A 24,536-nucleotide genomic window follows, 5' to 3' on the forward strand; every position below is an offset into this window, starting at 1 on the left:
TATTCAACAACCGGACATGGTGTCCACATCGCCCGCGGGTCCCCCGGCGCGGCGGTCAGGGGCGGTCCGCGCCGATCGCGGGGGACTCGGGCGCCGTCGCGTGCCAGCTCGCGAGGAGCGCGAGGCGTTCGGCGGACTCGGAGCCGGGCTCGACGGTGTAGACGTACAACTGGGCGTCGTTGTCGTCGGCGAGCGTCATCCGGTCGTAGGAGAGTTCGAGCAGACCGACGTCCGGGTGCAGCAGGGTCTTGCGGCCCGCGGTCTTCTGCCGGACCGGGTGCTTGGCCCACAGCTCGCGGAACTCGTCGCTCTTGATGCTGAGTTCGCCGACCAGCGCGGTCAGCCGCGGGTCGTCGGGGCGGCGGCCCGTCTGGAGCCGCAGCTCGGCGACCAGGGTGTGGGCGTCCTCCGCCCAGTTCGGGTAGAAGTCGCGGGCGGCCGGCGCGAGGAAGAAGTGCCGGGCGCGGTCGCGGCTGCGGTCGTCGAAGCCGAACACCGCGCGGGCGAGCTCGTTCGCGGCGAGGACCGTCGTCGTGTAGTCCGAGATCAGCGCGGGGCCCGCCATGCCGTCGAGCATCAGCCGGAGGCTGCGGCGGACCGGGCGGGGGCCGCGCGGCGCCGCCCTGCGCCGGGGCGGCCTGGCCAGGGCGTACAGATGGGCCAGCTCGGTCGGCTCCAGCCGCAGCGCCCGGCCGACGGCGTCGAGGACCTGGTCGGAGACGTGCGGGCCCCGGCCCTGCTCAAGCCGTACGTAGTAGTCGGTGCTGACCCCGGCCAGCTGCGCGACCTCCTCGCGCCGCAGGCCCGCCACGCGCCGCCGGCCGCGCTCGGGCAGGCCGACCTCGCCGGGCGTCAGCCGTGCGCGGCGCGACTGGAGGAAGTCACGCAGTTCCGTGTTCATGCCTGCCACGGTAACCGGGCGCCCCCACCCCGGACAGGGGCGCAGGGCGCGGAAGGGTGGTTCTGTCGGTCCTAGGCAATCCGGACCTCTCGCTGCGGAAGGGCGCCCGGCGAACGCTGGAGCGCGTCCGGAGATCCCGGGCACCGCTCTTCCGTGAGGACCCACTTCCGTGACCACGACCACCACCGCCCCGGGCCGCACCGGCCGGGCGCGGCCCCGCGCGGGGATCAGCACGGCGCTGATCCTGCTCGCGCAGCTGATGCTCATCCTCGACGCGACCGTCGTCCAGGTCGCCCTTCCGCACATCCGCGGCGACCTCGGCTTCGGCGCGGCCGACCTGCTGTGGGTGGTGAACGCCTATGTGCTGCCCTACGGCGGGCTGCTGCTGCTCGGCGGCCGGCTCGGTGACGTCCACGGGCGGTTCCGCTCGTTCCGGATCGGGCTGGCGCTGTTCGTGCTGGCGTCCCTGCTCGGCGGCCTGGCGCCGACCGCCGGGGTGCTGCTCGTGGCGCGCGCGGCGCAGGGCGTCGGCGCCGCCCTGACCGCGCCGAGCGTGCTCGCGCTGCTCACCGTGAACGCGCCCGACGAGTCGGCGCGGCACCGGGCGTTCGCGCTGTTCGCCGCGGTCACCTCCGGCGGCCTGACCCTGGGGCTGGTGCTCGGCGGCGCGATCACCGAGGTCGCGTCCTGGCGCTGGACGCTGCTGATCAACGTGCCCATCGGCGTCGCGGTGCTGCTGCTCGCGCCGCGCTTCGTGGTCGAGACGCAACGGCACGCCGGACGGTTCGACGTCGCCGGTGCGCTCACCGCCACACTCGGCTCGGGAGCTCTGGTGTTCGCCCTGGTCAGCGCGCCGGACCACGGGTGGGGCGATCCGCGTACGGTCGTGGGTCTGATCGCCGGCGCCGTGCTGCTGCTCCTGCTGTGGATCGCGGAACGGCGCTCCCCGCACGCGATGATCGACCTCTCCCTGCTGCGCGGCCCCTCGCGCACGGCCGCGCTGCTGGCCAACACCTTCGTCATCGGCGCGCAGATGTCGACGTTCTACCTGACCGTGCAGTTCCTCCAGTCGCTCGGCCTCGACCCGCTGGAGGCCGGTCTCGGCTTCCTGCCCATGAGCGTCGGCATCTTCGTGATGTCGCGGGTGGCGCCGAAGCTGGTACGGCGGTTCGGCGCGAGCCCGCTGATCCTGGCCGGCACCGCGCTCCAGGCCGTCGCGCTCGTCCTGCTCGCGACCCGGGTGAACGCCTCGGACGACTACCTCGGCACGGCGTTCCTGCCGCTGCTGCTCGACGGCCTGGCGATCGGCTCGGTGATGATGCCGGTGACCGCGCTGGCCATGAAGGACGTACCGGCCGAGCGCGCGGGCTCCGTCTCGGGCATGCTCCAGACGACCCAGCAGCTCGGCGCGGCGACGGGCCTCGCGGTGGTGGTGACGGTGTACGCCAGCCACGCCGTCCCCGGTGTCTTCCTGCCCGGCGCCCGCCCGGCCCTGCTCACGGCGGCCCTCCTGTCGGCGCTCGCCTTCGTGGCGGCCCTGGTGATCGCCGCGGCGACCCGCAGGGCCGCACGGTCCTGAACACCGCCGCGACACCGCCGCGCTCCCGGACGGGCGACGGGCACCGGCCTCGGGGTCAGTCCGTCCGGGGCAGGCGGAGGTGGAAGGCGGCGCCCCCTGGGGGCGTCCGTCAGGGTGAGGGTGCCCGCGTGGTGGTGGGCGATGTCGCGGGCCAGGGCGAGACCGAGGCCCGCGCCGCCGCCGTCGCGGCTGTGGCTCGTCGGTCGCCGGACCGGGGTCGGCCGGTGGCTGCCCCGAGGCCGGACCCTGGCTGGGCCGGACCCTGGCTGGGCCGGGGCCGGGGTCGGCCCGGAGCAAGGCCGGGGTCGGCCCGGAGCAGGGCCGGGACCAGTCCGAGGCCGGATCGGGCTCCCCCGGGTCGAGCTCCCCGGATTGGGCTCCCCCGGTAGGGATCCGGCCCCGGCCCCGGAGCGTCGGGGCCCCCTACGCGTCGTCCTCACGCCGCGGCACGTAGAACGCCGTGGTGGCGGTCACCGTGGCCGTGACCTCGGCGGGCGGTGCGCCCGATGCCGCGTACGCCTCGCCCCATGCCTCGCTGCTGCGGGTCATGCAGGTGCGGGCGTCGCCGGTCCGCTCCCACTCCTCGACGCCGCCGGGGCCGATCTCGCGGCCCTCCAGGTGCAGTCCGAGCCCCAGCAGGGTCATGTCCCAGCCGACGCCGACCGCGCCGGGGCCGTAGGTGTCCCAGAAGTCCGGCGGGACGACCGCGACGTGTTCCAGTTCGAACACGGTGCGTTCGGCGCCCTCCGGGGTGAGCCGGACCTCGACCTCGCTGAATCCGGGCTGCTCACCCATCTCCCAGCTGATCTTGAGCCTCCTGGGCGGCTCGCACTCCAGGACCTCCCCGCCCGCGTTGCCCTCCAACTGGTAACGGCCGCCCAGCACGAGGTCGCCGCTGACCGGCAGGAACCAGCGGCCGATCCGCTCCGGGTCCGTGCATGCGTCCCACACGTCCTCGGCCGGGGCGTCGTACGTGCGGCGCAGCAGGACGGTGCGGGCCTCGCCCTCGGCCACGGCCCGCCGTCCCACCGCCCGGTGGATGTCGTTGATCCGGTCGACCATGTCGCTCATGGGTGCTCTTCCTCGTCGTTCGCTCGGCCGCGGCGCTCGCGTCTGCCGCGGGCCAACTCGGTGTCCAGCGCGTCCAGTCGCTGTTCCCAGAAACCGCGGAACCGGTCGAGCCAGACGTCGACCTCGCGCAGGGGCGCGGACTCCACGGCGTACAGCCGTCTGGTGCCCTCGGCCCGGACGGACGCGAAGCCGGTCTCGCGCAACACCTTGAGGTGCTGCGACACGGCGGGCTGGGAGATCCCGAACTCGGCCCGGATCACGGAGCTGACCTCGCCGGAGGACCGCTCGCCCCCGGCCAGCAGCTCCAGTATCCGGCGCCGCACCGGATCTCCCAGCACATCGAATGCGTGCACACGGCGAGAATGCCAGCCACCGCTTATATAAGTCAACGCTTATGCGATGGCGAGATCGACTTGCCGCGTGCACGTACCTTGTCCAGGCTGCTCGTATTCGGACATTCGGGTCGTCGGTACACCTTGTCACGGCGGTTCCACGCAGTGCGAAGGGTCCGGGTCCCCACCCGGACGGACGACGGCCGCGCGGGAATTCGAGCGACCGAGAATCGAGACGCCATGAAACACGTGGAGACCGCTGCGCCCCCGTCCAGGACCGCGCCGCGGGAAGCCCCCCAGGTCGAGATCACCCTGTACGTGAACGGCACGCCCCACCGACTCCGGATCGACGCGCGGGTGACGCTGCTGGACGCGTTGCGCGACCACGTGGGTCTGACGGGGGCGAAGAAGGGCTGCGACCAGGGTGCGTGCGGAGCGTGCACCGTGCTGGTCGACGGCCGGCGGATCGTGTCCTGCCTGGCCCTGGCCGCCAGTTACGAGGGCCGGGAGATCACCACCGTCGAATCGCTGTCCACCGACGGCGAACTCCACCCGCTCCAGGAGGCGTTCGCCCGCCACGACGCCTTCCAGTGCGGCTACTGCACCCCCGGCCAGATCATGTCCGCCCTCTCCCTCGTCGCCGAGGGCCGGGCCGGCTCCGAGGAGGACGTCCGCGAGTTCATGAGCGGCAACCTCTGCCGCTGCGGCGCCTACGACAACATCCGCGCCGCCATCCGCGACGTCGCCTCGGGAGAGTGAGGGCCGCCGTGCACCCCTTCGCCTACGTCCGCGCCGACGACACCGGCCGGGCCGTCGCCACCGTCACCGCCGACCCGCACGCCTCCTTCCTCGCCGGGGGCACCACCCAGCTCGACCTGATGAAGGACGGCGTCCTCGAACCCGACCGCCTCGTCGACATCACCCGCCTCCCCCTCGGCGGCATCACCGCGAGCGACACCACCCTCCGGGTCGGCGCCCTGACCACCATGGAGGAGCTCGCCGCCCACCCCGCCGTCCGCGACCGCCTCCCCTTCGTCCGCGAGGCCCTGCTGCTCGGCGCCTCCGTCCAACTGCGCAACATGGCCACCGTCGGCGGCAACCTCCTCCAGCGCACCCGCTGCCGCTACTTCCGCGACCCCCAGGTGGCGGCCTGCAACAAACGCGCGCCCGGCAGCGGCTGCGCGGCCGTCACCGGCCTCCAGCGCATGCACGCGATCCTCGGCACCAGCGACCACTGCATCGCCCTCCACGCCTCCGACCTCGCCGTGCCGCTGGTGGCCCTGGACGCCGAGGTCCACGTGCAGGGCACCGAGGGCACGCGGGTGGTCCCGCTGACGCGGTTCTACCTCCCGCCCGGTGACCGGCCCGACGTCGAGAACGTGCTGCGGCACGGGGAGTTGATCACCGCGGTCCAGATCCCCCTGCTGCCCGCGGCGGCCCGCTCGCACTACCTCAAGGTCCGCGACCGGGTCTCCTACGAGTTCGCCCTCACCTCCGCCGGAGCGGCCCTGGTGATCGAGGACGGGACCGTGCGGGAGGCGCACATCGCGCTCGGCGGGGTCGGTACCGTCCCCTGGCGGGCCTGGGACGCGGAGGACGTACTGCGCGGCTCCCGGCCGGGCCCTGAGTCCTTCCGCGCGGCGGCGGAGGCCGCCCTCGCCGGCGCCAGGCCGCTGCCCGGCACCGCGTTCAAGGTCGAACTGGCGAAACGCACCCTCGTCCGCACCCTGGAGACCGTCGCAGGAGCCCCCTCATGACCACCCTGGAGACCCGCGGCGCCGTCGGCGCCGGCATCGACCGTGTGGACGCGCCCCTGAAGGTGACCGGGGCGGCCCCCTACCCGAACGACGTCACCTTCCCGGGCATGGTGCACGCGGCCCTGGTCACGAGCACGGTCGCGGCCGGGCGCATCATCGGCATCGACGTGTCCCGGGCCGTCGCCGCGCCCGGTGTGCTGGACGTCATCACCCATCTGACCGCGCCGAGGCTGGAACGCGGTCCGATGACACTGCTCGGCAGCTCACCGCCGGCCCCGCTCCAGGACGACCGCGTCCTGCACCACGGCCAGCACATCGGCATCGTCGTCGCCGAGACGGCCGAACAGGCCCGTCACGCGGCCCGGTTGGTCCGGGTGCGCTACGAGACGGCCGAACCGGTCCTCGACGTCGCCGATCCACGGGCGCCCGTGGTGGACGACCCCTGGGGCACGGACACCGACCGCGGGGACGTCGACGCGGGCTTCGAACAGGCCGACACGATCGTCGAGGGCGACTACACCACCCCCGACAACACCAACAACCCCCTCGGCCTGATGACCACCGTGGCGGCGTGGCAGGGCGACACCCTCACCGTCCACGACTCCACCCAGTGGCCCCACAACGTCCGGGCGTCCCTGGCCCATGTCTTCGGCATTCCCGAGAGCCGCATCCGTGTCCTCGCGCCCTACGTGGGCGGCGGCTTCGGCGCCGGCCTGCGCGTGTGGTCCCACACGGTGCTCGCCACCCTCGCCGCCCGCCAGATCCGGCGCCCCGTCAAACTCGTCCTGACCCGCCCCGAGATGTTCACCTCGGTCGGCCACCGCCCCTCCAGCGACCAGCACATCAGGATCGGCGCCACCCGGGACGGACGCCTCACGGCCATCGAGCACCACGCCGTCTCCTCGGTCGCCATGGAGGACGACGACTACGAGGCGTGCACCCACGTCTCCGCCGTCACCTACGCCTGCCCCAACCTCCGCACCCGCGACCGGCAGGCCCGCCTCCACATCCCGTGCCCCGGCTCCATGCGCGCCCCCGCCGAGGCGCAGGGCAACTGGGCCCTCGAATCGGCCCTCGACGAACTCGCCCACGCCCTCGGCATCGACCCGCTCGAACTACGGCTGCGCAACTTCGCCGACCGCCATCCCGTCACCGGCCTGCCCTGGACCAGCAACGCCCTGCGCGAGTGCTACCTCCAGGGCGCCCGGCGCTTCGGCTGGAGCGACCGCGATCCCCGGCCCGGGTCGATGCGGGAGGGGAACTGGCTCGTCGGCCAGGGCATGGCCGGCGTCTCCTACCCCTACTACCAGGTCCCCTGCCAGGCCCGCGCCACCCTCCACCACGACGGCTCCGTGCACGTCCGCAGCGCCGCCACCGACATCGGGACCGGCACCTACACCGTCATGACCCAGCTCACCGCCGACCTCCTCGGACTGGACACCGACCAGGTCCGCTTCGACCTCGGCGACTCCGACATGCCCTACGCCCCGCAGGCCGGCGGCTCCGGGCTCACCGGCGCCCTCGGCACGGCCCTGCACGCCACGGCCCGCAACCTGGTGCGGGAGTTCCTCGCCCTCGTCCGCGACGACGTCGAATCCCCCCTGCGCGGGGCAGGACCGGACGACGTCACGGTGGCCGACGGGCGCGTCCACCGCACCGGCCGGCCCGAACAGGGCGAGTCCTACACGGACATGCTCGTCCGCCACGGCCTCGAAGAACTCTCCGCCGACGGCCGCAGCACACCGGCCGCCCCCGACGACCTCGGTCTGCACCCCACCGGAGCCTTCGGCGCCAAGTTCGTGGAGGTCCGCATCGACCCCGACCTCGGCCTGCTGCGCGTCACCCGGGTCGTCTCCGCCGTCGACGGCGGACGGATCCTGAACCACAAGACCGCCCGCAGCCAGATCATCGGCGGCACCGTCGGCGGCATCGGCCAGGCCCTCTTCGAGGACACCCTCACCGACCCCACGACCGGGCGCATCGCCAACGCCACCTTCGGCGACTACCTCGTCCCGGTCAACGCCGACGTCCCCGACCTCGACGTCCTCTTCGTCGGCGCCCCCGACCCCACCACCCCCACCGGCACCAAGGGCGTCGGTGAGGTCGGCATCGTCGGGATCGCCGCCGCCATCGGCAACGCCGTCCACCACGCCACCGGCAAGCGGCTGCGCAGCCTCCCGCTCACCATCGACCGGCTCCTGCTCTGACGTCAGGTCCTGCGGCGGTGACCCGACGCACGCGGCACCGGTTTCTCCCCGCCGGGGCCCGCCGTGACGCGCGCCGGGTCCTCGGCGTCGAGGACGAGGTCGCCGTACAGGTCCTGGAGCCAGTTGGTCTGGTAGATGGTGTCGAGGTAGCGCTCGCCGAGGTCGGGCGCGATGGCCACGGCGGTCAGGTCGCGCGCGTCGTGCTCGGTGAGCCAGCGCATCGCGCCGCTGACCACCGTGCCGGTGGAGCCGCCGAAGAGGAAGCCGCGCCGGGCCAGCCGGTGGCAGGTGCGGATGGTGTCGGCCTCCTCGACGCGGATCACCTCGTCGACGTAGGACTCGTCGAGCAGCGGCGGGCGCATGCTCATGCCGAGGCCGGGGATCATCCGGCGGCCCGGTTCGCCGCCGAAGGCGACGGAGCCCTCGCTGTCCACGGCGACGATGCGCACCGGCCGGTTCCACTGCCGGAAGTAGCGGGCGCAGCCCATCAGGGTGCCGGTGGTGCCGGCCCCGACGAACAGCACGTCGACGTGCGGGAACTGGCGGGCGATCTCCGGCGCCGTCCGATGGTAGTGGGCCCGCCAGTTGCCCGGGTTGGTGTACTGGCCGAGCCAGACGTACCGGTCGTCGGACTCGCACAGCCCGCGCACGTAGTCGAGCCGGGCGCCGAGGAAGCCGGCGTTGGCGTCGAGGTCGGCGACGACGTGCACCTGGCTGCCCAGTGCCTCCATGAGGAGCCGGGTGGACAGGTTGCAGCGGGAGTCCGTGACGCACAGGAACCGGTAGCCCTTGCTGGCCGCGATGATGCTCAGGGCCACGCCGAGGTTGCCGGACGAGGACTCGACGAGGATCGAGTCGGGTCGCAGAATCCCGTCGCGTTCGGCCGACTCCACCATCTCCACGGCGGCCTTCAGCTTGATCGACCCCGCGAAGTTGAAGCCCTCGCACTTGAGATAGAGCGAGCGCCCGAAGATCGGTTCCAGGTCGACGTAGAGCTGACCCTCGTTGAAAGCGTGCGGAGCGGAGATGACGGGCACGGTGGCCTCCTGGGTGCCACAGGGCCGGGGGACGGGCCTCAGCCGTGCCGGCGCAGGTCGTGGAAGAAGTCGTCGATCAGGTGGAGCTGTCCCGCCCGGGCCGTCTCGTCGTAGACGTACTTGCCGACGGCGAGGTCGAGCACACCGAGGCCGAACGGTGAGAAGATCACGGTCCGGTCGGCGGGCGGGGTGAGCCGTCCGGTGAGGACGTCGTCGAGGGTGCCGTCGAGGAAGTCGCGGCCCCCGGTGAGCTGTTCGGCGAGGTGCGGGGAGGTGGCGGCCTTGAGACAGTGGTCGACGTCGTCGACGACATTGGCCGCGCCGAGCAGGATCTCGGGCGCGAGGTCGCGCAGCGAGACGTGCAGGACCAGCGGGTGGTGGTCGAACCAGGCCGGGTCGGTGACATGGGGTTCGCCGGCGACGGTCGCGAAGACCACCAGGTCGCTGGAGCGGATCAGTTCCTCGGCGCCGGCGTGGACGCGCACCCGGCCCGGGACGTCGGCGCGGCGCAGGTAGTCCTGGAAGCCGTCGGCGCCGGCGGCGGACACGTCGTGCACGCCGATCTCGTCGAAGGCCCATCCGGTGCCGGCGAGGAAGGTGTGGATGTAGCGGGCGATGAGTCCGGTGCCGAAGAAGCCGACGCGGGTGGGCCGGGCGCGGGTGCGGCTGAGCCGGTCCGCGGCCAGCGCGGCGGACGCGGCGGTCCGGGTCGCGCTGATGACGGAGCTCTCCAGGCAGGCGAAGGGGTAGCCGGTCTCGTGGTCGTTGAGGATGAGGACCGCCGACGCCCGGGGCAGGCCGTTGTCCACGTTGGCCGGGAAGCTGGAGATCCACTTCAGGCCGTCCACGCCGACCGGGCCACCGAGGGAGGCGGGCAGCGCGATGATGCGGGCCGTGGGCCGGTCGGGGAAGCGCAGGAAGTACGACGGCGGGTTGACCGAGTCGCCCTCGCCGTGCAACCGGTAGGTCGCCTCGACCAGTTCGACGATCTCCTTCTCGCGGCCGTGCAGGGCGCGCTGCACCTGGGCGCCGGAGACGACGGCGAATCCGGGGGCTCGGCCGGTGCGGGTCTGGGGTGTGCTCATCGTCGGCTCGCCTCCGGGGTCGGGAAGGAGTCCTCCAGGCGCCGGGGTTCGGCCATGCCGACCAGCACCCGCCGGTCCCCGGTGAACGGCTCCCTGCTGTGCGCGGTGCGGATGTTGTCGACGAGCAGCAGGTCGCCGGAGTGCCAGGGCTCGCGCCGCGTGTGCTTCTCGTACGTCGTGTTGAGGAGCTGGACGACGTCCTCGCCGATCGGGGTGCCGTCGCCGAAGAAGGTGTTGAAGGGCAGCCCCTCCGGGCCGTAGACGTCGACCAGGTACTCGCGCACCTCGGGGGTGAGCGTCCACTCGTTGAGGAAGGCGATCTGGTTGAACCAGCAGCGCCGTCCGGTGACCGGGTGGCGCACGACGGCGCCGCGGCGCTGGCGGGTGCGCAGCGAGCCGTCGGGCCGCCACTCGGCGTCGATGGCGTGGGCGCGGCAGTAGGCGTCGACGGCGGCCCGGTCGTCGGTGCCGAAGGACTCCTCCAGGGTCGCGCCGATCTCGTCGTTGTACGAGCGGGTCAGCAGCCAGCCCTCCTGCTCGAACCGCTCGGTGAGGGCGGTGGGCAGGGCGGCGAGGACCTGTTCGGCGTCGGCGACGGCGGTCGCGCCGCCCTCGCCGGGCGCGGTGAGGCAGGCGAACAGCATGAGGCCGGGGACGTCCAGCGCGTAGCTCAGCTCGTGGTGCATGCACATGGGCTGGTTGTCCGGCCAGGCCGAGGAGGAGTACACCCCGGGGCCGTGGCTCTCGCGGGTGGCGAACGCCTCGCGTTCGGTCATGAGGCCGTCGGTGAGGGCGGCGAGGACGGCGGCGACCTGGCCGGGGTCGCGCAGGCCGAGACCGCGGACCAGCAGCGCGCCGTGTTCGGCGACCTGGGCGCGCAGGGCCTCGCGGTGCGCGGCGGCCCAGCCGCGGGCGTCGCCGGGGGTCTCGACGCGCAGGATCGGCGGCCGGTCGGGCGGCAGGTCGACCTCCAGGGCCGATGCCAGGGGTGACGACATCTCGGTTCCTTTCCGGGTGCGCGGGCTCGGGGGCTCAGGCGGTGGGCAGGGGGGCGACGGCGCCGAGCACGGCGCGGGCCGCGTCGGCCGGTCGGGTGCGGGTGAAGTGGTGGCCGCCGTCGGGGAGTTCGTGCAGGTCGACGTGGTCGGCGAACAGCCGCCAGTCGCGGTGCCGGTCGTGGTGCCCGGCGGTGTGGGGGTCGTCGGCGGCGACGACCACCGTGACGGGCGCGGCGATCCGCACGGCCGGCGGGCCGTCCAGGGCCTCGGCGAGGTAGTGGTGGGCGGCGACGCAGTCGTGCCGGTGGGCGGCGCCCACGCGGGCGGCGTGGTGTGCGTCGAGTCCGGCGAGTTCGGGCCGCTCGCCGTCCGCGGTGAGCCGGGCGGCGATCTCCGTGTCGTCGAGGGCGGTCAGTTCGGCGGCCGCCGCGCGCCGTTCGGCGGCGGTGCCGGGGAGTTGGGCGGCGAGGAAGACCCGGCGGACGTCCACCCGGCGCTCCTCCAGCGCGCGTGCCGTCGCGAGGGCGGGGGCGGCTCCGGAGGAGTGGCCCCAGAGCATGACGCCGGTGAGGCCGCGTGCGGTGATCTCGGCGACGGTACGTTCCACCAGTTCCGCCAGCGGGACGAACGGTTCGGGTCCGGTGGCCGGGTCGTGGCCGGGCGGCTCCACGGCGAGCACGGCGGTGCCGGTGCCCTCCAACGCGTCCGCCAGGGGGCGGTAGTTGACGGCGTTGCCGCCCGCGCAGGGGAAGCAGACGAGGACGCGGTCGGGGGTGCCCGCGGGTTCGGTGAGCGGCTGGAGCAGTCCGGGGCGCCGGGCGCCGGCGCCGTCGAGCAGGGCGGCGAGGTCGGCGAGGACCGGGTGGCGGGTGATGTCCTTGAGGGAGACCGCGCGGTCCAGGGCGAGGGTGAGCCGGACGGCCGACAGGGAGGTGCCGCCGGAGTCGAAGAAGTGGTCCTCGCGGCCGACGTGTTCCTCGGGGATGCCGAGCAACCCGGCCCAGACGGCGGCGAGTCGGCGCTCGGTCGGGGTGAGGGCCGCGGCCCGGTGCCCGGTCGCGGCCGGCGCGCCCGGCGCGGCCTCCTGTGCGGCCAGGGCGGTGAGGGCCTTGCGGTCGGTCTTGCCGTTGGGGGTGAGCGGCAGTCCGGGCAGCCAGTGGAAGGCCGAGGGGACCATGTAGGCGGGCAGGGCGGCGCCGAGTTCCGCGCGCAGGGTCTCGGCGGGCCGGGGGTCGCCGGTGCAGAAGGCGATCAAGTGGCTGCCGCGGTCCGGGTGTTCGGCGACGACCACGGCGCCGTCGCGGACGCCGGGCTGCTTGAGCAGGGTGTTCTCGATCTCGCCGATCTCGATGCGGAAGCCGCGGATCTTGACCTGGTTGTCGCGCCGGCCGAGGAACTCCAGCTTGCCGCCGGGGTGCCAGCGTCCCCAGTCGCCGCCCAGGTAGAGGCGTTCGCCGGGCCGGTAGGGGTCCTCGCGGTACGCCTCCCGGGTGCGCTCGGGGTCGTTGACGTAGCCGCGTCCGACGCACACGCCGGAGAAGGCGATCAGTCCGGGGGCGCCGAGCGGCACCAGGGAGAGCCGTTCGTCGACGACGTACACGTGCACGTTGTTGACGGCGCGGCCGAGCAGGACGCGGTCGGGGACCGCGTCCATGACCTCGTGGTTGGTGTCGTCCGACGTCTCGGTCAGACCGTAGGCGTTGACCAGCGGCACGCCGGGCCCGACGGCGAACCAGCGCTGGACGAGTTCCCTCTTCAGCGCCTCGCCGGTCACCGACACCCGGCGCAGGTCGGGCAGGTCGCGGGGGCGGCGTTCGAGGCAGGAGACCACGACGTCGAGGTAGGAGGGCACGAGTTGGGCGACGGCGACCCGGCCGCGGGCGAGGGTGTCCACGAACCGCTCGACGTCGGTGATCGCGTCCTGTTCGACGATCAGGGTGCGCCCGCCGACCAGCAGCGCGGACACCAGTTGCCACAGGGAGATGTCGAAGCACTGCGGGGCGGTCTGCGCGACGACGTCCCCCTCGGTGATGCCCAGGTCGTCGATCTTCGCGTAGAGGTGGTTGAGCATGCCGACGTGCTCGCACAGGGCGCCCTTGGGTTCGCCCGTGGAGCCGGACGTGAAGTAGACGTAGGCGAGTTGGTCTGCGGTGACCTCGACGCCGAGCACTCCGTCGGCGTGTCCTTCGGCGTACGCCTCGTCGACCAGGAGCCGTTCGGTGCCGGGCAGGCCGGTCAGTGCCTCGTCGAGGGAGCCGGTTGCGCCGGACTCGGCCAGGACGAACCGGCAGCCCGCACGGGACAACGTTGTCCGGATGCGTGCGGCGGGGAAGCCGGGCTCGATCGGCAGGTACACGCCGCCCGCCTTGAACACGGCGAGCACACAGGCGAGCCAGTCCAGGTCGCGTCCGGTGACGACGGCGACGACGTCCTCGCGGGCCACGCCCCGTGCCACCAGGGCGCGGGCCAGCCGGTTCGCCCGGGAGTCGAGCTGGGCGTACGTCCACTGCCGGTCGCCGTGCACGGCCGCGACGGTGTCGGGGTGCTCGCGCACGCGCTGCTCGAACAGTTCGTGCACCCGGCCCCGGGGCAGGGTGCGTCGGGGACCCGCCAGGCCCTCCAGCTGTTCGCCGACCTCGTCGGCCGACAGCAGGCTCTGTGCGGTGTGCTCGGCGTCGGCGTCCGCGGCCATGAGGCGCAGGGCGGCGAGGTGGTAGCCGCCGACGCGGGCGGCGTACCCGGAGTCGAGCGCCTGTCGGCGGTGGCGCACCCGGATGGCGGGGCGTCCGCCCTTCTCGCTCCAGCCGACGCCCAGGACGGCGTCGTCGGCGAGGCCGCCCGCGGTGTCGGCGGGGTCGAAGACGACCTCGTACGACGGCCCGGTCACGCCCAGTTCGCGGCGCAGCTCGGCCAGCGGGGCGTCCCGGTGCGCCAGCAGTCCGGCCTCGACGCGGCCGACGGCGGTCACGAGCGAGCGCCAGGTGCCGGGGGCGACGGTCAGCGGGCAGGGCAGCGGATCGCCCTTGCCTCCGGCCTCGTACCCGGTGACCACGTCCTGCTCCCCGGAGAGCGCGGCCAGCACCTTGGCGTGCGCGGCCAGCAGGGCCGCGCTCAGGGGCAGGCCCAGTTCCCGGGCCAGGGCGCGCACGGCCCGCAGCACGTCGTCCGGTACGGCCGCCTCGTACTCGGCGACCCCGGGCACCGGCTCCTCGGTCCACCGCGGCACCGCGGTGAACCCTCCGGTGGCCAGGACGCGGCCCCAGAACTCGCGGTCGGCTTCCACGCGTACTCCCATCGACATGGCCTTCCTCAACGCACCCCGGCCGGGGCCCCGTCGACCGGGGACGTGGCCGTCACGGTCGCGGGTCCGGCGCCGGACGGCTGTTCGGTGGCGGGGTTGCCGCCCCAGCGGGCGTGCGCGGGGACTTCCTCGCCCTTCATGAGGAAGGAGTCGGGCGCCAGCACCGCGCCCTCGCCCAGCGTCACGCCGTAGTGCACATGGGCGGAGACGCCCAGCGTGCAGAAGGCACCGAGGGTGGTGCCGTCGGACTTGAAGGTGCCGTCCTCCTGCGAGTGGCACTGGATCGTGCTGCCGGCGTTGAGGACGCACTCGTCGCCGACGGTGGTGAGGGTCCGCTCCGTCATCAGGCAGCCGTCGTCGAAGACCCGGCGGCCGATGCGCACGCCGAGCAGCCGCCAGACGAGGGCCTTGTACGGGGTGCCGTTGAACACGTCGAAGTAGTGGATGGGGATCTTCCACAGCCGTTCCTGCAGCCAGAAGCGCTCGTCGTAGATGGAGCACAGCTGGGGGCGCAGCGGGCGGAAGGCGGTGACGCAGCGTTCCACCAGGATGTAGTAGCCGGTGGAGAAGGCCAGGGTGAGGGGCAGGTAACAGGCGACGACCACGTGTCCGAACGCGCCGTACAGGTCGACGGTCAGGAGGGCGAACAGCGTGAGCGCGAAGGTGAGCAGCCAGCGCACGCCCAGCATCAGGGCCATGCTGCGCAGGTTGTAGCGGTTCTTGGTGCGGAGGCGGCGGCGCAGTTCGTCGCCGGCGCGCAGGTGGTCGAAGCGGGCGTCGCGTTCCACGGAGCGGGGGATCTCGAAGGGCGGGGAGCCCAGCAGTCCGACGCCTTCGCGGACCTCGCCGTCGAGGGGGATCATCACCTTGGTGGCGAGCAGGCAGTTGTCGCCGGTGCGGCCGCCCGCGGGGTAGGCGATGCCGTTGCCGAGGAAGTTGCGGGCGCCGATGGACGTGCGGGTCACACGGAACGAGGTGGCGGAGATCTCCGCGTTGAGCACGGACAGTCCGTCGGCCACCATCGTGCCGGCGCCGACCGACACCAGGGTGGGGCTGGCGTGCTGCACCTCGGTGCCGAAGTTGGAGCCGGTCTGCTCGACCCGGCCCAGGTCGTACCCGATGCCGCGCAGGTACGGCACGATGTACGAGCTGTCGCCGAACAGCCAGGCGAAGAACTTCGCGTTGGTGATGCGGGCCGTGGCCTGGTGCAGCGCGAAGTGGAGGCCGTAGAGGGGGTAGACCCGGTCGGGCCGCACGATGCGGTGCACCACGCGGGGCACGATCAGCAGCAGGGCGAGCCCGGCGGCGAAGAAGCCGGCGAACAGGACGAGGGACAGCAGCAGGGCGTCGCCGAGCAGGGCGGGGGCCGCGAGGCCGGCCTTCTCGGGGTCGAGCCGGTCGCCGAGGGCGGGGACCTCGGTGAACAGCATGTAGGCGCCGCCGAAGGTCAGCGGGATGTAGAGCAGGAACAGCTGGAGCAGCGTGGCGAGGACGAACCGGGCGCGGCGCGCGGTGGTGCACCGGGCGGCGGGGACGCGCACGTGGTCGATGTGGGCGGGCTGGGCCGGGGAGCCGTGCCAGCTCTCGCCGTCGGGGACGCGCTGGCCGGGGTGGAGCGAGGAGGAGTGGCCGAGCTGGGCGCCGTCGCCGATCGCGGTGTTGATGTCGAGGACGGTCTTCTCCCCCACGAACACGTCGCGGCCGAGGGTGACCGGGCCGGTGCGCAGCCGTCCGGCGTGGGCGTGGTAGCCGAGGAAGTAGGAGTCCTTGCGCACGACGGTGCCGGAGCCGATGGTGATCAGGTCCGTGCAGACGGGGACGTGGGGGGAGAGGATCGTGACGCCCTTGCCGATGTGCGCGCCGAGGGCCCGCAGGTAGAGCACGTAGAGCGGATTGCCGACGAAGAGGACCATCGGGTTGGCGTGCAGCAGCGTCCTGACGAGCCAGAAGCGCAGGTAGGCCGGGCCCCACAGGGGGAACTCCCCGGGTTTCCAGCGGCCGACGAGGAGCCACTTGGCGGCCACGGGGAACAGGCACACGGCCACGAAGGCGGTGCCGCCGAAGGCGACCGAGCGCAGGTAGACGTCGACGAGGCCGGTGCCGGCGGCGATCCACTCGTAGCCCTGGGCGCCGAGCACGCCGGCGGCGAAGGAGTAGGCGAGGAACGCCAGCAGCTGGGCGGTGCCGCACAGGGCGTGGTGGAGCCGGTTCACGGGTCGCGGGGGCGGCTCGGGGGTGCGCTCCTCCCGTTCGCGGAGGGCGTCCGGGGCGGGCGCGGTGGGGGCGAGTGCCGCGGCGAGGGTGCGGACGGTGGGGTGCCGGTAGATGTCCTTGATGGACGCGGACGGCAGGTCGTCGCGTTTCCTCAGCCGCGCGCAGAACTGGGCCATGACCATGGAGTTGGCGCCCAGGTCGGTGAAGAAGTGGCTGTCGGGGGAGACGTGTTCGACGCGTGCGACGTCGGCCAGCACCTCGGCGAGTCTCCGCTCCGTGTCCGAGCCGGAGGGACCGGCGCCGCCGGGTGGGGCGACGGCGGTGTCCGGTCCGGACACACGGATCTCGGCGGACCTCTCCACCATGGGACCTCCTGGGAGAACGCTTCTGCGGCCGTCGGCTCGGGGCCCGGGTCATGGCTCCTCGCGCTCCGAGAGCGGCCCGACCGGGCCCTCGGGGGCTACGGGGCCCCGGGCCCGTCGGTGATCACGAGCCGCGGTTCCCAGTCTCGGACCGCCGTCGGGGGCCTGCCACTCCTCGTCGGTCACGCTGCGCAGTCGGTGACCGCCCGTGCCTTGTTCCGCTTGGGCGCCGCGCGGTTAAAAGGAGGGCAAAGGTCACCCGATCGGTCGCCGCATTCGGGCGCCCCGTACGGAGCCCGGACGGAGCCGGGGCGCGAAGTGGCCGGTGCCCGCGCACCGCAAGGGCACCCCGCCGCCCGCCGACGGGAAGCCGGGGCGGCCGGACCGGGTGTCGGGGAGCCGGGGACCGGGGGTGCGTGCCTCCGGGTGACCTGTGCGCGCGGGCCGGGCGGGGTACGGTGCCCTCCGTCCGGACGGCCGGGTAGGGTGCCCCCCCGCCCGGACGGCCTTGCCCGGCGCGCGGGGTGAACACCCCCGCGATCGGCCGACGGCCCGACGAGGAGCGGTGGTCCGGAGTCCGGGGCGGGCGGGGTTCGTTGTACCGTGCGGCCGTGGAGCGGATCCTGGTGGTGGGCGTCACGGGGGCGGGCAAGTCGACGCTGGCCCGTGCGCTGGGCGAGCGGCTGGGGCTGCCGTACCACGAGATGGACGCGCTGTTCTTCTCCGGCCCGGACTGGGCCGTCAACCCGGAGCTGGCGCGGGACGTCGCCCGGGTCACTGCGGGGCCCGGCTGGATCGTCGACTCGCTCGGCCCGGCGGCCGTCCGCGAGCCGCTGTGGGACCGTGCCGACACGGTGGTCTGGCTGGACTACCCCCGGCACGTGGTGATGCCGCGCGTGCTGCGCCGCTCGCTGCGGCGTTCCGCCCGCCGGGAGCTGATCTTCGGCGGCAACCGGGAGACCTGGGCGGGCTGGCTGAGCAGGGAGCACCCGGTGCGGTGGTCCTGGTCCCAGCACGCCGGGCGCCGGCGGGAGATCGGCGGCCTGGTCGGCGATCCCCGTTTCGCGCCCCTGACCGTGCACCGCTTCACCCGCCCGGTAGACACGGCCGCGTGGCTGGTGTCCCTGTGACCCGTGCCCACCGCCGGCGTGCGAGAAGGGGCCCCACCGGGCGGCGCGGCTTCCCTCCGCGCCGCGGGGAGCGTGAACTCCCCTGTCGGCAGGACCCCTTCGCGGACCGGACCGTCGCGGCAGGTCCGGTCCGGCGGGCTACTGGGTGACCTTCTCCCCCGTGGCCCCGACGGCGAACCACTTGCCGTCCACGCCCTGGCCGTTGAGGTCACCGGGCTTGCTGTCGCCGGCGAAGCGGTACACCGGCTGTCCGCCGACGGTGAGCTGCACCTGGCCGTCGGCCCGCTGGATCGCCCCGACGAGCTTCTGGTCGACGCCCGCCAGATAGACGTTGCCGCCCTGCTGGATGGTGACCGGCGGCCACTTGGCGGCGCAGGTGTCGTTGCAGTTGGAGGCGGACGGCTGGGCGGTGTCGTCGTCGAAGCGGTACAGCGCGGCCTGGTTGATGTTGATGAGGTGGGGTCCGGACAGCGGGGCGGAGGTCACCGCCGACAGCTGCACCCACTTCGGCGGCGCTTCCTGCACCGCCGCGCCGACGACCGTGCCGCCGGTGCCGCTGAGGCCGGCCTGCTGGGCCGTGGAGTCGACCAGCTGGAGGGCCGTGTTGCCGGCGCCCTGGGCCGCCGGGGCGGAGGGGGCGGCCGGGGCGGACGCCGAGGCCGGGGCGGAGGAGGCGGGAGCGGGGTTGCTGTCGCCGATCTGGATGGTCTTGCCGCAGGCGGCCAGGCTCGCCACACTGCACAGGGCGAGTGCTGAGGCGAGGGCCGCACGTCGTACGGGCCGGCGTGCGGTGGTGCCGTGGGGCGGCAGGCCGGTGAAGGGGGAGGTCATGACTGCTACACGAGATTCGCGCCCGAAAGGTTCAATGCTGGAGGAGATTCCCCGAACTCGCGTCCGCGGTGAACGATCGGGCCGGTTGTTTTCGTGTTGCACGCAGAAGCGCATCCGTACCGGACTGGAACGAGGGGGGCGAAGTGGCGTCGGACGTCAACATCCCCGGAAGCGAACTGAAGGAGGCCCAGGAGATGCTGGGCTTCGTGCACGACTTCATCGACATCGGACATCACACGTTCGACTTCGAAGCCGCGTTCGGGCCCGAGCTGTCCCGCCACGGCTCCGCCCAGAACTTCGAGAACAAGTGGGAAGACGGCAAGCACCAGTTGCAGAAGCAGGTGGTGGGGATCCGGGACGCCATCGGCAGCATCCTGGACTCCTTCGAGAAGACCGACCAGGACGCCGTGTCGAACCTCGACGACGGAAGCGGCGGATGATTTCGATGAGCGACAAGGCGGCGGTGGACCGATGAGTACTGCACGGCGTTTCCTGCTGGACATCCCGGACCTGTGGCAGCAGGTCGACCTGAGCGGCGAGGAGCTGGCCCGCACCCGCGCCCAGGCCCTGGCCGCCACGGACGACCCGCGCGAGAAGGCGCGGATCAACGACATGTTCCGGCAGGGCCGCGAGCTGACCCGGGCGGCCCGCAAGCACGGGGCGCTGCTGGCGGCGGGCACGGCCACCATGTACACCGAGGGCCTGTTCATGGCGTACGGCATGGTCTTCGCCGTCACCACGCCCGAGGGCGAGGAGCTGACGCTGCCGGTGCTGTCCGCGCGGCTCGGCGTCTCCTCGGCGGACGGCGTGGCCCCCAAGGACCGGGCCATCACGTCGGTGAACGTGCCGCACGTGGGCACGGTGGCCCGGGTCACCGGCACGGAGGTCACCCGGCTGACCGGCGACATCGACGTCAAGCTGCTCACGATGCACACGATGATGCCGGTGCCGGGCAGCACCGAGGACTTCCTCGTGGTGACCCTGGCCAGCCCCAACCTGCCGCTGAAGAACGAGGTGTACGACCTCTTCGACGCGATCACCAGCACGTTCCGCTTCGTGGCGGACGACGGCACGCAGGTCGGCACGAAGGGTGACGCGGGCGTCGCCGCCTGACCCCCCAAAAGAATCGAGTTCGTACGCACCGAAGGGCGGCCGGGACCCCACAGCCCGGCCGCCCTTCGTCTTCCGCGGGGGCCGGCCGCTCACCGGCGCCCGCGGGCGAGGGGGTGCACCCCTAAGGGGGAAGAGGGGCGCACCCCCGGTCTCAGGACTCCGGCTCCGCCTGCGGCACCTGTACGGCGCGCAGCGTGCCGTCGCCCAGGTGCAGCAGGCCCCGGCCCGGGGTCGGCGCCTGGCCGACGAGGCCCCGGGACAGCTTGACGCCGATGACCTCGCCGTCGCTCAGCCCCTGCGGGGACAGCAGCATGCCGGTGCGGTTGCGCTTCACCTGGCCCATCCAGCCGGCCAGGCTCAGCGACAGCGACTCGGCGTTGCCGGCCGCGATGACGCCCCATCCGGCGCCGGCGCCACCGCGGGCGAGCAGCGCGAGGTCGGCGTCGATCTCGGCGCCCATGAACAGCTCGGCGTCGTCGACGACGATCACTCCGCAGTCCTCGGGCACGTTGCCGAGCGCCTGCCGGAACACGTTCACCGGGACCTCGGCGTCGGTGATCATCGCGGCGACGCCGGGCACGCCCTCGAAGGAGCGCAGCGGCGAGCGCCGCGGCGCCAGCACGATGAGACCGGCCCCGGCGGCCAGCACCGAGCGGGCCGCGGTGAGCAGCGCGGTGCTGCGGCCGGTGCGCGGCGGGCCGGCGATGACGAAGGTCGGCACGTCCGAGAGGTCCGGCCCGAGCGACGTCAGCGTGTCGCCCCCGACGGCCACCAGCGGGCGCATCGGGCCGGGCCGGGTGTGCAGGGCGAGCGCGTCGGCGTACGAGATCCGGTCGGGGATCACGTCGAGGCGCAGGGCGCGGCGCTCGGCCGGCACCTCGCTCTCGCGGTCGGTCAGGTCCCGGCCGAGGGTGGTGAGGATCTCGGCCTGGGCGCTGCCGGAGAGGTCCTCGCCGAGCACGGCGATCTGCGCCTCGCTGAGGTCCTGGGTGCGGATGCCGCGGCCCGGTGCCGGGTCGGAGGGCGCCGACTTGCTGGGGATGCCGACGCTGGAGTAGTCCTGCTTGTCGTTCAGCCGCAGGACGATCTTGTCCTCGGTGGTGCCGGAGAACCGGCTGCTGCCGAGGACGCGGTCGCCCGCGAGGACGACGTGGATGCCGGCGCCCGCGCCGTCGCGCAGCAGCCGGATCATGCGCTCCATGTAGCTGCCGTTGTCGTACGAGGAGAACTCGCGCTCGAAGACCTCGAACCGGTCGACCATGAGCACGATGTGCGCCATCCGCTCGCCCGGGGCCTGGCCGCGGCGCAGCTCGGTCAGGTCCGCGGTGCCGCGGGCGCCCAGCAGGCTCTGCCGGGCGGTGAGTTCGGTGTTGAGCCGGTCCAGCAGGCGGCCGAGGCGTTCGACCTGGTTGCGGTCGACGACGGCGCCGCAGTGCGGCAGCGCGGCCAGCGCGTTGAGGGCGCCGTTGCCGCAGTCGATCCCGTAGAGGTGGACGTCGTCGGCGCCGTGCGCCTGGGCGAGCGCGGCGGCCAGGGTGCGCAGGGTCTGCGAGCGTCCGCTGCGGGGCGAGCCGACGATGTGCAGGTGGCCGGCCCGGTCGATGTCGAACATCAGCGGGGCGCGGGTCTGCTGCGCGGGCAGGTCGACCATGCCGTACTCGACGGGCGGCAGCGCGGCGTCGCGTTCGGCGGCGGGCTTGGGCAGGACGGGCGCCGTCCAGGTGAGCAGCGCGGGCAGCGGCGGCAGCCACGGGCTGGGCTGGCGGGGCACGTCGGCGAGGCGGGACGCCTGGGCGATGGCTCCGGTGAGGACGGCGAGGTCGGTGACGGCCTCGCTCTGGGCCAGGCCGCCCGAGCCGCCCCGGGAGCGGCCGCTGGGCAGCGGGCCGCCGAGGTCCTGCCAGGTGACGGGCTGGGCGCGGACGCCGATCTCGGTGCCCGCCGCGACCTGGCCGCCGGGGCGGCGTCCGCCGACGCGGCCGGACTGGAACGGCAGCAGGGCCGAGGGGCCGAGCCGGGCGTAGGCGCGGCCGGGGTTGGCCGGGGAGATCTCGCCGGAGTCGGGCGCGTCGATGATGTCCCGGCTCTCGGTGGTGTCCGTGGTGCGCAGCGCGATACGGAGGTTGGTGTTGGCCCGGATGTCCGGGGTGACGGCGCCGCCGGGGCGCTGGGTCGCGAGCACCATGTGGATGCCGAGGGAACGGCCGCGCTGGGCGATGTTGACCAGACCGGAGATGAAGTCGGGCAGTTCGCGCACCATGGACGCGAACTCGTCGACGACCAGCAGCAGTCGGGGCATCGGGGGCAGTACGTTGCCGCCGCGCGAGCGCTTGTCGAGGTAGTCCTCGATGTCCTTGGCCCCGGCCTGCGCCAACTGGGTCTCGCGGCGGCGCAGTTCGGCGCCGAGGGAGACGAGGGCGCGCTCGACGAGATGGGTGTCGAGGTCGGTGACCAGGCCGACGGTGTGCGGCAGGTCGGCGCACTCGGCGAAGGCGCTGCCGCCCTTGTAGTCGATGAGGACGAAGGTCATCTCGTCGGGCCGGTTGACGACGGCGAGGGTGGCGACCAGGGTCTGGAGCAGTTCGGACTTGCCGGAGCCGGTGGTGCCGGCGATCAGGGCGTGCGGTCCGTCGCGGACGATGTCGACGGCGAAGTCGCCGTCGTAGCCGACGCCGAGGACGGCCTTGGTGCTGCGGCCGCCGAGCGACCAGCCGGCCACGACGGCCTCGGCGGTGGGCGGTTCGATCCGCAGCAGGTCGAGCAGGCGCACGGCGCCGGGCAGGGCGCTCTCGTCGCTGTCGCCGACGCCGCGCAGCGGGGCGAGGGCGCGGGCGAAGGTCTCGTACCAGTCGGGCTCGGGCGAGTCGGTGCGGACGTTCTCCAGGGGGGCGCCCGCGCCGGTGCGGACCCGGGAGGTGGTGGCGCCGGCCTCGGTGACGACGACCGCGCCGCACTCCTCGGGCAGCAGCCGCTCCTCGCGGTCGATGCAGATGGTGTGGACGCCGACGGACGGGCCGTCGCGCAGCAGGGCGATCACGCCGGGCAGGGAGCGGGCACGGCGGGCCTGCTCCAGGACGACGAGGATGTCGGGGTAGCCGTTGACACCGCCCCGGGTGAGGTCGGGTCCCGCGGCGAGGCGGGCGGAGACGATCTGGCCGAGTTCGCCGATGCGCCGGGCCAGGGACTCGGTGGTGCTGCCGACGAGGGCGTAGGCGTCCTCGCCCTGGGCCTGGGTGTGCGGCAGCCAGCGGGTCCAGGACCAGTCGCGTTCGCCGTCGGTACCGGCGAGGACGACGATGCGCAGGTCGGTGGGGCTGTGCAGGGCGGCGGCCTGGGCGGCGACCCAGCCGGCCAGCGCGGTGGCGCCGGGGCCGGCGATGCCGGCGACGCCCGCGCGGCGCAGGGCCACCTTGACGGGTACCTGGTTGAGCCAGGGCACGGTGGTGCGCCGGTGCTCGTCCTGGGTGGGGTCGTCCACGCCGACGGAGGAGGGCAGATCGGTGGTGCCGACGCGCACGGAGAGGAAGTCGGGGTCCTGCCAGCGGCGTTCCCACAGGCGTTCCGAGGGCTGGACCGCCATCTGGACCAGGGCCGCCGGGTCGGGCAGGGAGAGGCGGAGGTTGTGCTGCTCGTCGAGGACGGCGGCGTCGATGTCGGCGCGGACGCGCTCCAGCGACTGCTCGTACTCCTCCTTCTTCTCCAGGTACTTGAGCATGGCCTGCTTGCGGCCGCCGAACTGGGTGACCAGCGCGGCGATCGGCGAGAGCAGGGCGATGAAGACGAAGGACCAGCGCTGGGTGACGAAGATGGCGATGGCGGCGCTGCCCGCGGGCAGCAGCAGGATCGGCAGCAGCGGGATGGGCCGCTTGTCGGGCTTGACCGGCGGGGTCGGCAGCCGGAACTTGGCGCCGGCGGCCGGCGGCAGGAAGCGCGGCGGGCGGTTGAACTCCAGGCCGAGACCGTCCTGGGCGGCGGTCAGCGGGGCCCGCGCGGTCTGCCGGGACGTCAGTTCCAGCAGGATGTCGCCGACGGCGAGCTGGCTGCCCTCCCGCCACGGGGAGTGGTCCTGGGCGCTCTTGCCGTCGAGGAGCGCCATGCCGGTCATGAGGAGCTCGGCGCTTCCGTCGAGCCGGACCCGCACCCGGGCCGCGAGCATCGGCGCACCCTCGGCCAGGCGGATCCGGCTCGCGGGGGCGCTGCCGATGTCGTAGTCGCCCGGGACGAGGCGGAACACCGTCCCCGCGCCCGGTCCCGACACGACACGCACCTCGGTGCGCCCCTCGGGCTCGGGCTCCCGCGGAACGGGAGCGCCGAGTCCGAGCTCCATGCCGTCCCGCACTCCGGCCACCTGGAGGGTGGTCTGCGGGTCGACCGGCGCGGAGCCGATGTAGAGCACCGGCTCCGACGCCTCTGCCCCGTCGGCCCCCGCGTGCCCGACGGCGCGGGCCAGCTCCGCGGCGAACCGGCCCGCCGGTGCGGCGGGTTCGGTCTCCACGGCGACGGTGGTGGACACCCCCTCGATCAGCGGGTCACGAACGCTGACGGTCAATCGCACTGCTCATCGTCCTTCTCGTCTGGAGGTGGGTGTGGCACCGTGCGCCGCGGCGCGAGCCGGGCC

At 73.6% G+C, this 24,536-nt stretch carries 17 protein-coding genes; 7 read left to right on the forward strand and 10 right to left on the reverse strand.

What is annotated here, in order from left to right; translation table 11 throughout:
• Positions 1-55: 55 nt before the first annotated feature.
• Complete coding sequence (locus AB0F77_RS04685; protein WP_361941369.1) at positions 56-901, reverse strand: helix-turn-helix transcriptional regulator; 846 nt, start codon at positions 899-901, stop codon at positions 56-58.
• Between the two features lie 169 nt (positions 902-1,070).
• Here AB0F77_RS04685 and AB0F77_RS04690 point away from each other — a divergent pair, with 169 nt between their 5' ends.
• Entirely contained in the window at positions 1,071-2,480 is a 1,410-nt protein-coding gene (locus AB0F77_RS04690; RefSeq protein ID WP_361941372.1) for an MFS transporter, read from the forward strand.
• 423 nt (positions 2,481-2,903) lie between these two features.
• On the opposite strand, the gene AB0F77_RS04695 is transcribed toward AB0F77_RS04690, so the two are convergent.
• Both AB0F77_RS04695 and AB0F77_RS04700 read right to left on the reverse strand, forming a co-directional pair.
• The gene (locus tag AB0F77_RS04695) at positions 2,904-3,551 is read right to left on the reverse strand and encodes an SRPBCC family protein (protein ID WP_361941375.1); all 648 of its coding nucleotides are present in this window, start codon (positions 3,549-3,551) and stop codon (positions 2,904-2,906) included.
• On the reverse strand, positions 3,548-3,904 hold the full coding sequence (locus tag AB0F77_RS04700) for a metalloregulator ArsR/SmtB family transcription factor (protein ID WP_361941378.1): 357 nt from the start codon (positions 3,902-3,904) through the stop codon (positions 3,548-3,550). Before AB0F77_RS04700 ends, AB0F77_RS04695 begins: the two co-directional genes overlap by 4 nt.
• 219 nt (positions 3,905-4,123) lie before the next feature.
• On the opposite strand from AB0F77_RS04700, the gene AB0F77_RS04705 reads away from it, so the two are divergent.
• Genes AB0F77_RS04705 through AB0F77_RS04715 form a run of 3 tightly spaced genes read left to right on the forward strand, consistent with a single transcriptional unit; the run spans position 4,124 to position 7,847 of the window.
• Positions 4,124-4,642 carry a (2Fe-2S)-binding protein gene (locus AB0F77_RS04705; RefSeq protein ID WP_361941381.1) on the forward strand — a complete coding sequence of 173 codons (519 nt, stop codon included), beginning with the start codon at positions 4,124-4,126 and terminating at the stop codon, positions 4,640-4,642.
• Between the two features lie 8 nt (positions 4,643-4,650).
• Positions 4,651-5,640, forward strand: coding sequence for a xanthine dehydrogenase family protein subunit M (locus AB0F77_RS04710; protein ID WP_361941384.1), 990 nt, complete (start codon positions 4,651-4,653; stop codon positions 5,638-5,640).
• Positions 5,637-7,847: a xanthine dehydrogenase family protein molybdopterin-binding subunit gene (locus AB0F77_RS04715; RefSeq protein ID WP_361941387.1), complete on the forward strand. Its 2,211-nt coding sequence runs from the start codon at positions 5,637-5,639 to the stop codon at positions 7,845-7,847. Before AB0F77_RS04710 ends, AB0F77_RS04715 begins: the two co-directional genes overlap by 4 nt.
• A 2-nt stretch (positions 7,848-7,849) precedes the next feature.
• Here the strand turns inward: AB0F77_RS04715 and sbnA are convergent, their stop codons facing one another.
• Genes sbnA through AB0F77_RS04740 form a run of 5 tightly spaced genes read right to left on the reverse strand, consistent with a single transcriptional unit; the run spans position 7,850 to position 16,847 of the window.
• Complete coding sequence (sbnA, locus tag AB0F77_RS04720) at positions 7,850-8,884, reverse strand: 2,3-diaminopropionate biosynthesis protein SbnA (protein WP_361941390.1); 1,035 nt, start codon at positions 8,882-8,884, stop codon at positions 7,850-7,852.
• A 38-nt stretch (positions 8,885-8,922) separates the two neighbouring features.
• Entirely contained in the window at positions 8,923-9,969 is a 1,047-nt protein-coding gene (sbnB, locus tag AB0F77_RS04725) for a 2,3-diaminopropionate biosynthesis protein SbnB (RefSeq protein WP_361941393.1), read from the reverse strand.
• Entirely contained in the window at positions 9,966-10,967 is a 1,002-nt protein-coding gene (locus AB0F77_RS04730) for a TauD/TfdA family dioxygenase (RefSeq protein WP_361941396.1), read from the reverse strand. The genes sbnB and AB0F77_RS04730 overlap by 4 nt, the downstream gene beginning before the upstream one ends.
• A gap of 34 nt (positions 10,968-11,001) precedes the next feature.
• Entirely contained in the window at positions 11,002-14,262 is a 3,261-nt protein-coding gene (locus AB0F77_RS04735) for an amino acid adenylation domain-containing protein (RefSeq protein ID WP_361941399.1), read from the reverse strand.
• 14 nt (positions 14,263-14,276) lie between these two features.
• A complete protein-coding gene (locus AB0F77_RS04740) occupies positions 14,277-16,847 on the reverse strand; it encodes a Pls/PosA family non-ribosomal peptide synthetase (RefSeq protein WP_361941402.1) in 2,571 nt (856 codons plus the stop codon).
• A gap of 608 nt (positions 16,848-17,455) precedes the next feature.
• Here AB0F77_RS04740 and AB0F77_RS04745 point away from each other — a divergent pair.
• Complete coding sequence (locus AB0F77_RS04745) at positions 17,456-17,974, forward strand: adenylate kinase (protein WP_361941405.1); 519 nt, start codon at positions 17,456-17,458, stop codon at positions 17,972-17,974.
• A 138-nt stretch (positions 17,975-18,112) separates the two neighbouring features.
• On the opposite strand, the gene AB0F77_RS04750 is transcribed toward AB0F77_RS04745, so the two are convergent.
• A complete protein-coding gene (locus AB0F77_RS04750) occupies positions 18,113-18,805 on the reverse strand; it encodes a hypothetical protein (protein WP_361941408.1) in 693 nt (230 codons plus the stop codon).
• Positions 18,806-18,948: 143 nt separating this feature from the next.
• Between AB0F77_RS04750 and AB0F77_RS04755 the strand changes: the two genes are divergently transcribed.
• Complete coding sequence (locus tag AB0F77_RS04755) at positions 18,949-19,245, forward strand: hypothetical protein (protein ID WP_361941411.1); 297 nt, start codon at positions 18,949-18,951, stop codon at positions 19,243-19,245.
• Positions 19,246-19,276: 31 nt separating this feature from the next.
• Entirely contained in the window at positions 19,277-19,918 is a 642-nt protein-coding gene (locus AB0F77_RS04760) for a hypothetical protein (RefSeq protein ID WP_361941414.1), read from the forward strand.
• Between the two features lie 151 nt (positions 19,919-20,069).
• On the opposite strand, the gene AB0F77_RS04765 is transcribed toward AB0F77_RS04760, so the two are convergent.
• The gene (locus tag AB0F77_RS04765) at positions 20,070-24,473 is read right to left on the reverse strand and encodes an FtsK/SpoIIIE domain-containing protein (protein ID WP_361941417.1); all 4,404 of its coding nucleotides are present in this window, start codon (positions 24,471-24,473) and stop codon (positions 20,070-20,072) included.
• Positions 24,474-24,536 lie beyond the last annotated feature (63 nt).

Source organism: Streptomyces sp. NPDC026672 (assembly GCF_040638185.1).
Classification (GTDB): domain Bacteria; phylum Actinomycetota; class Actinomycetes; order Streptomycetales; family Streptomycetaceae; genus Streptomyces.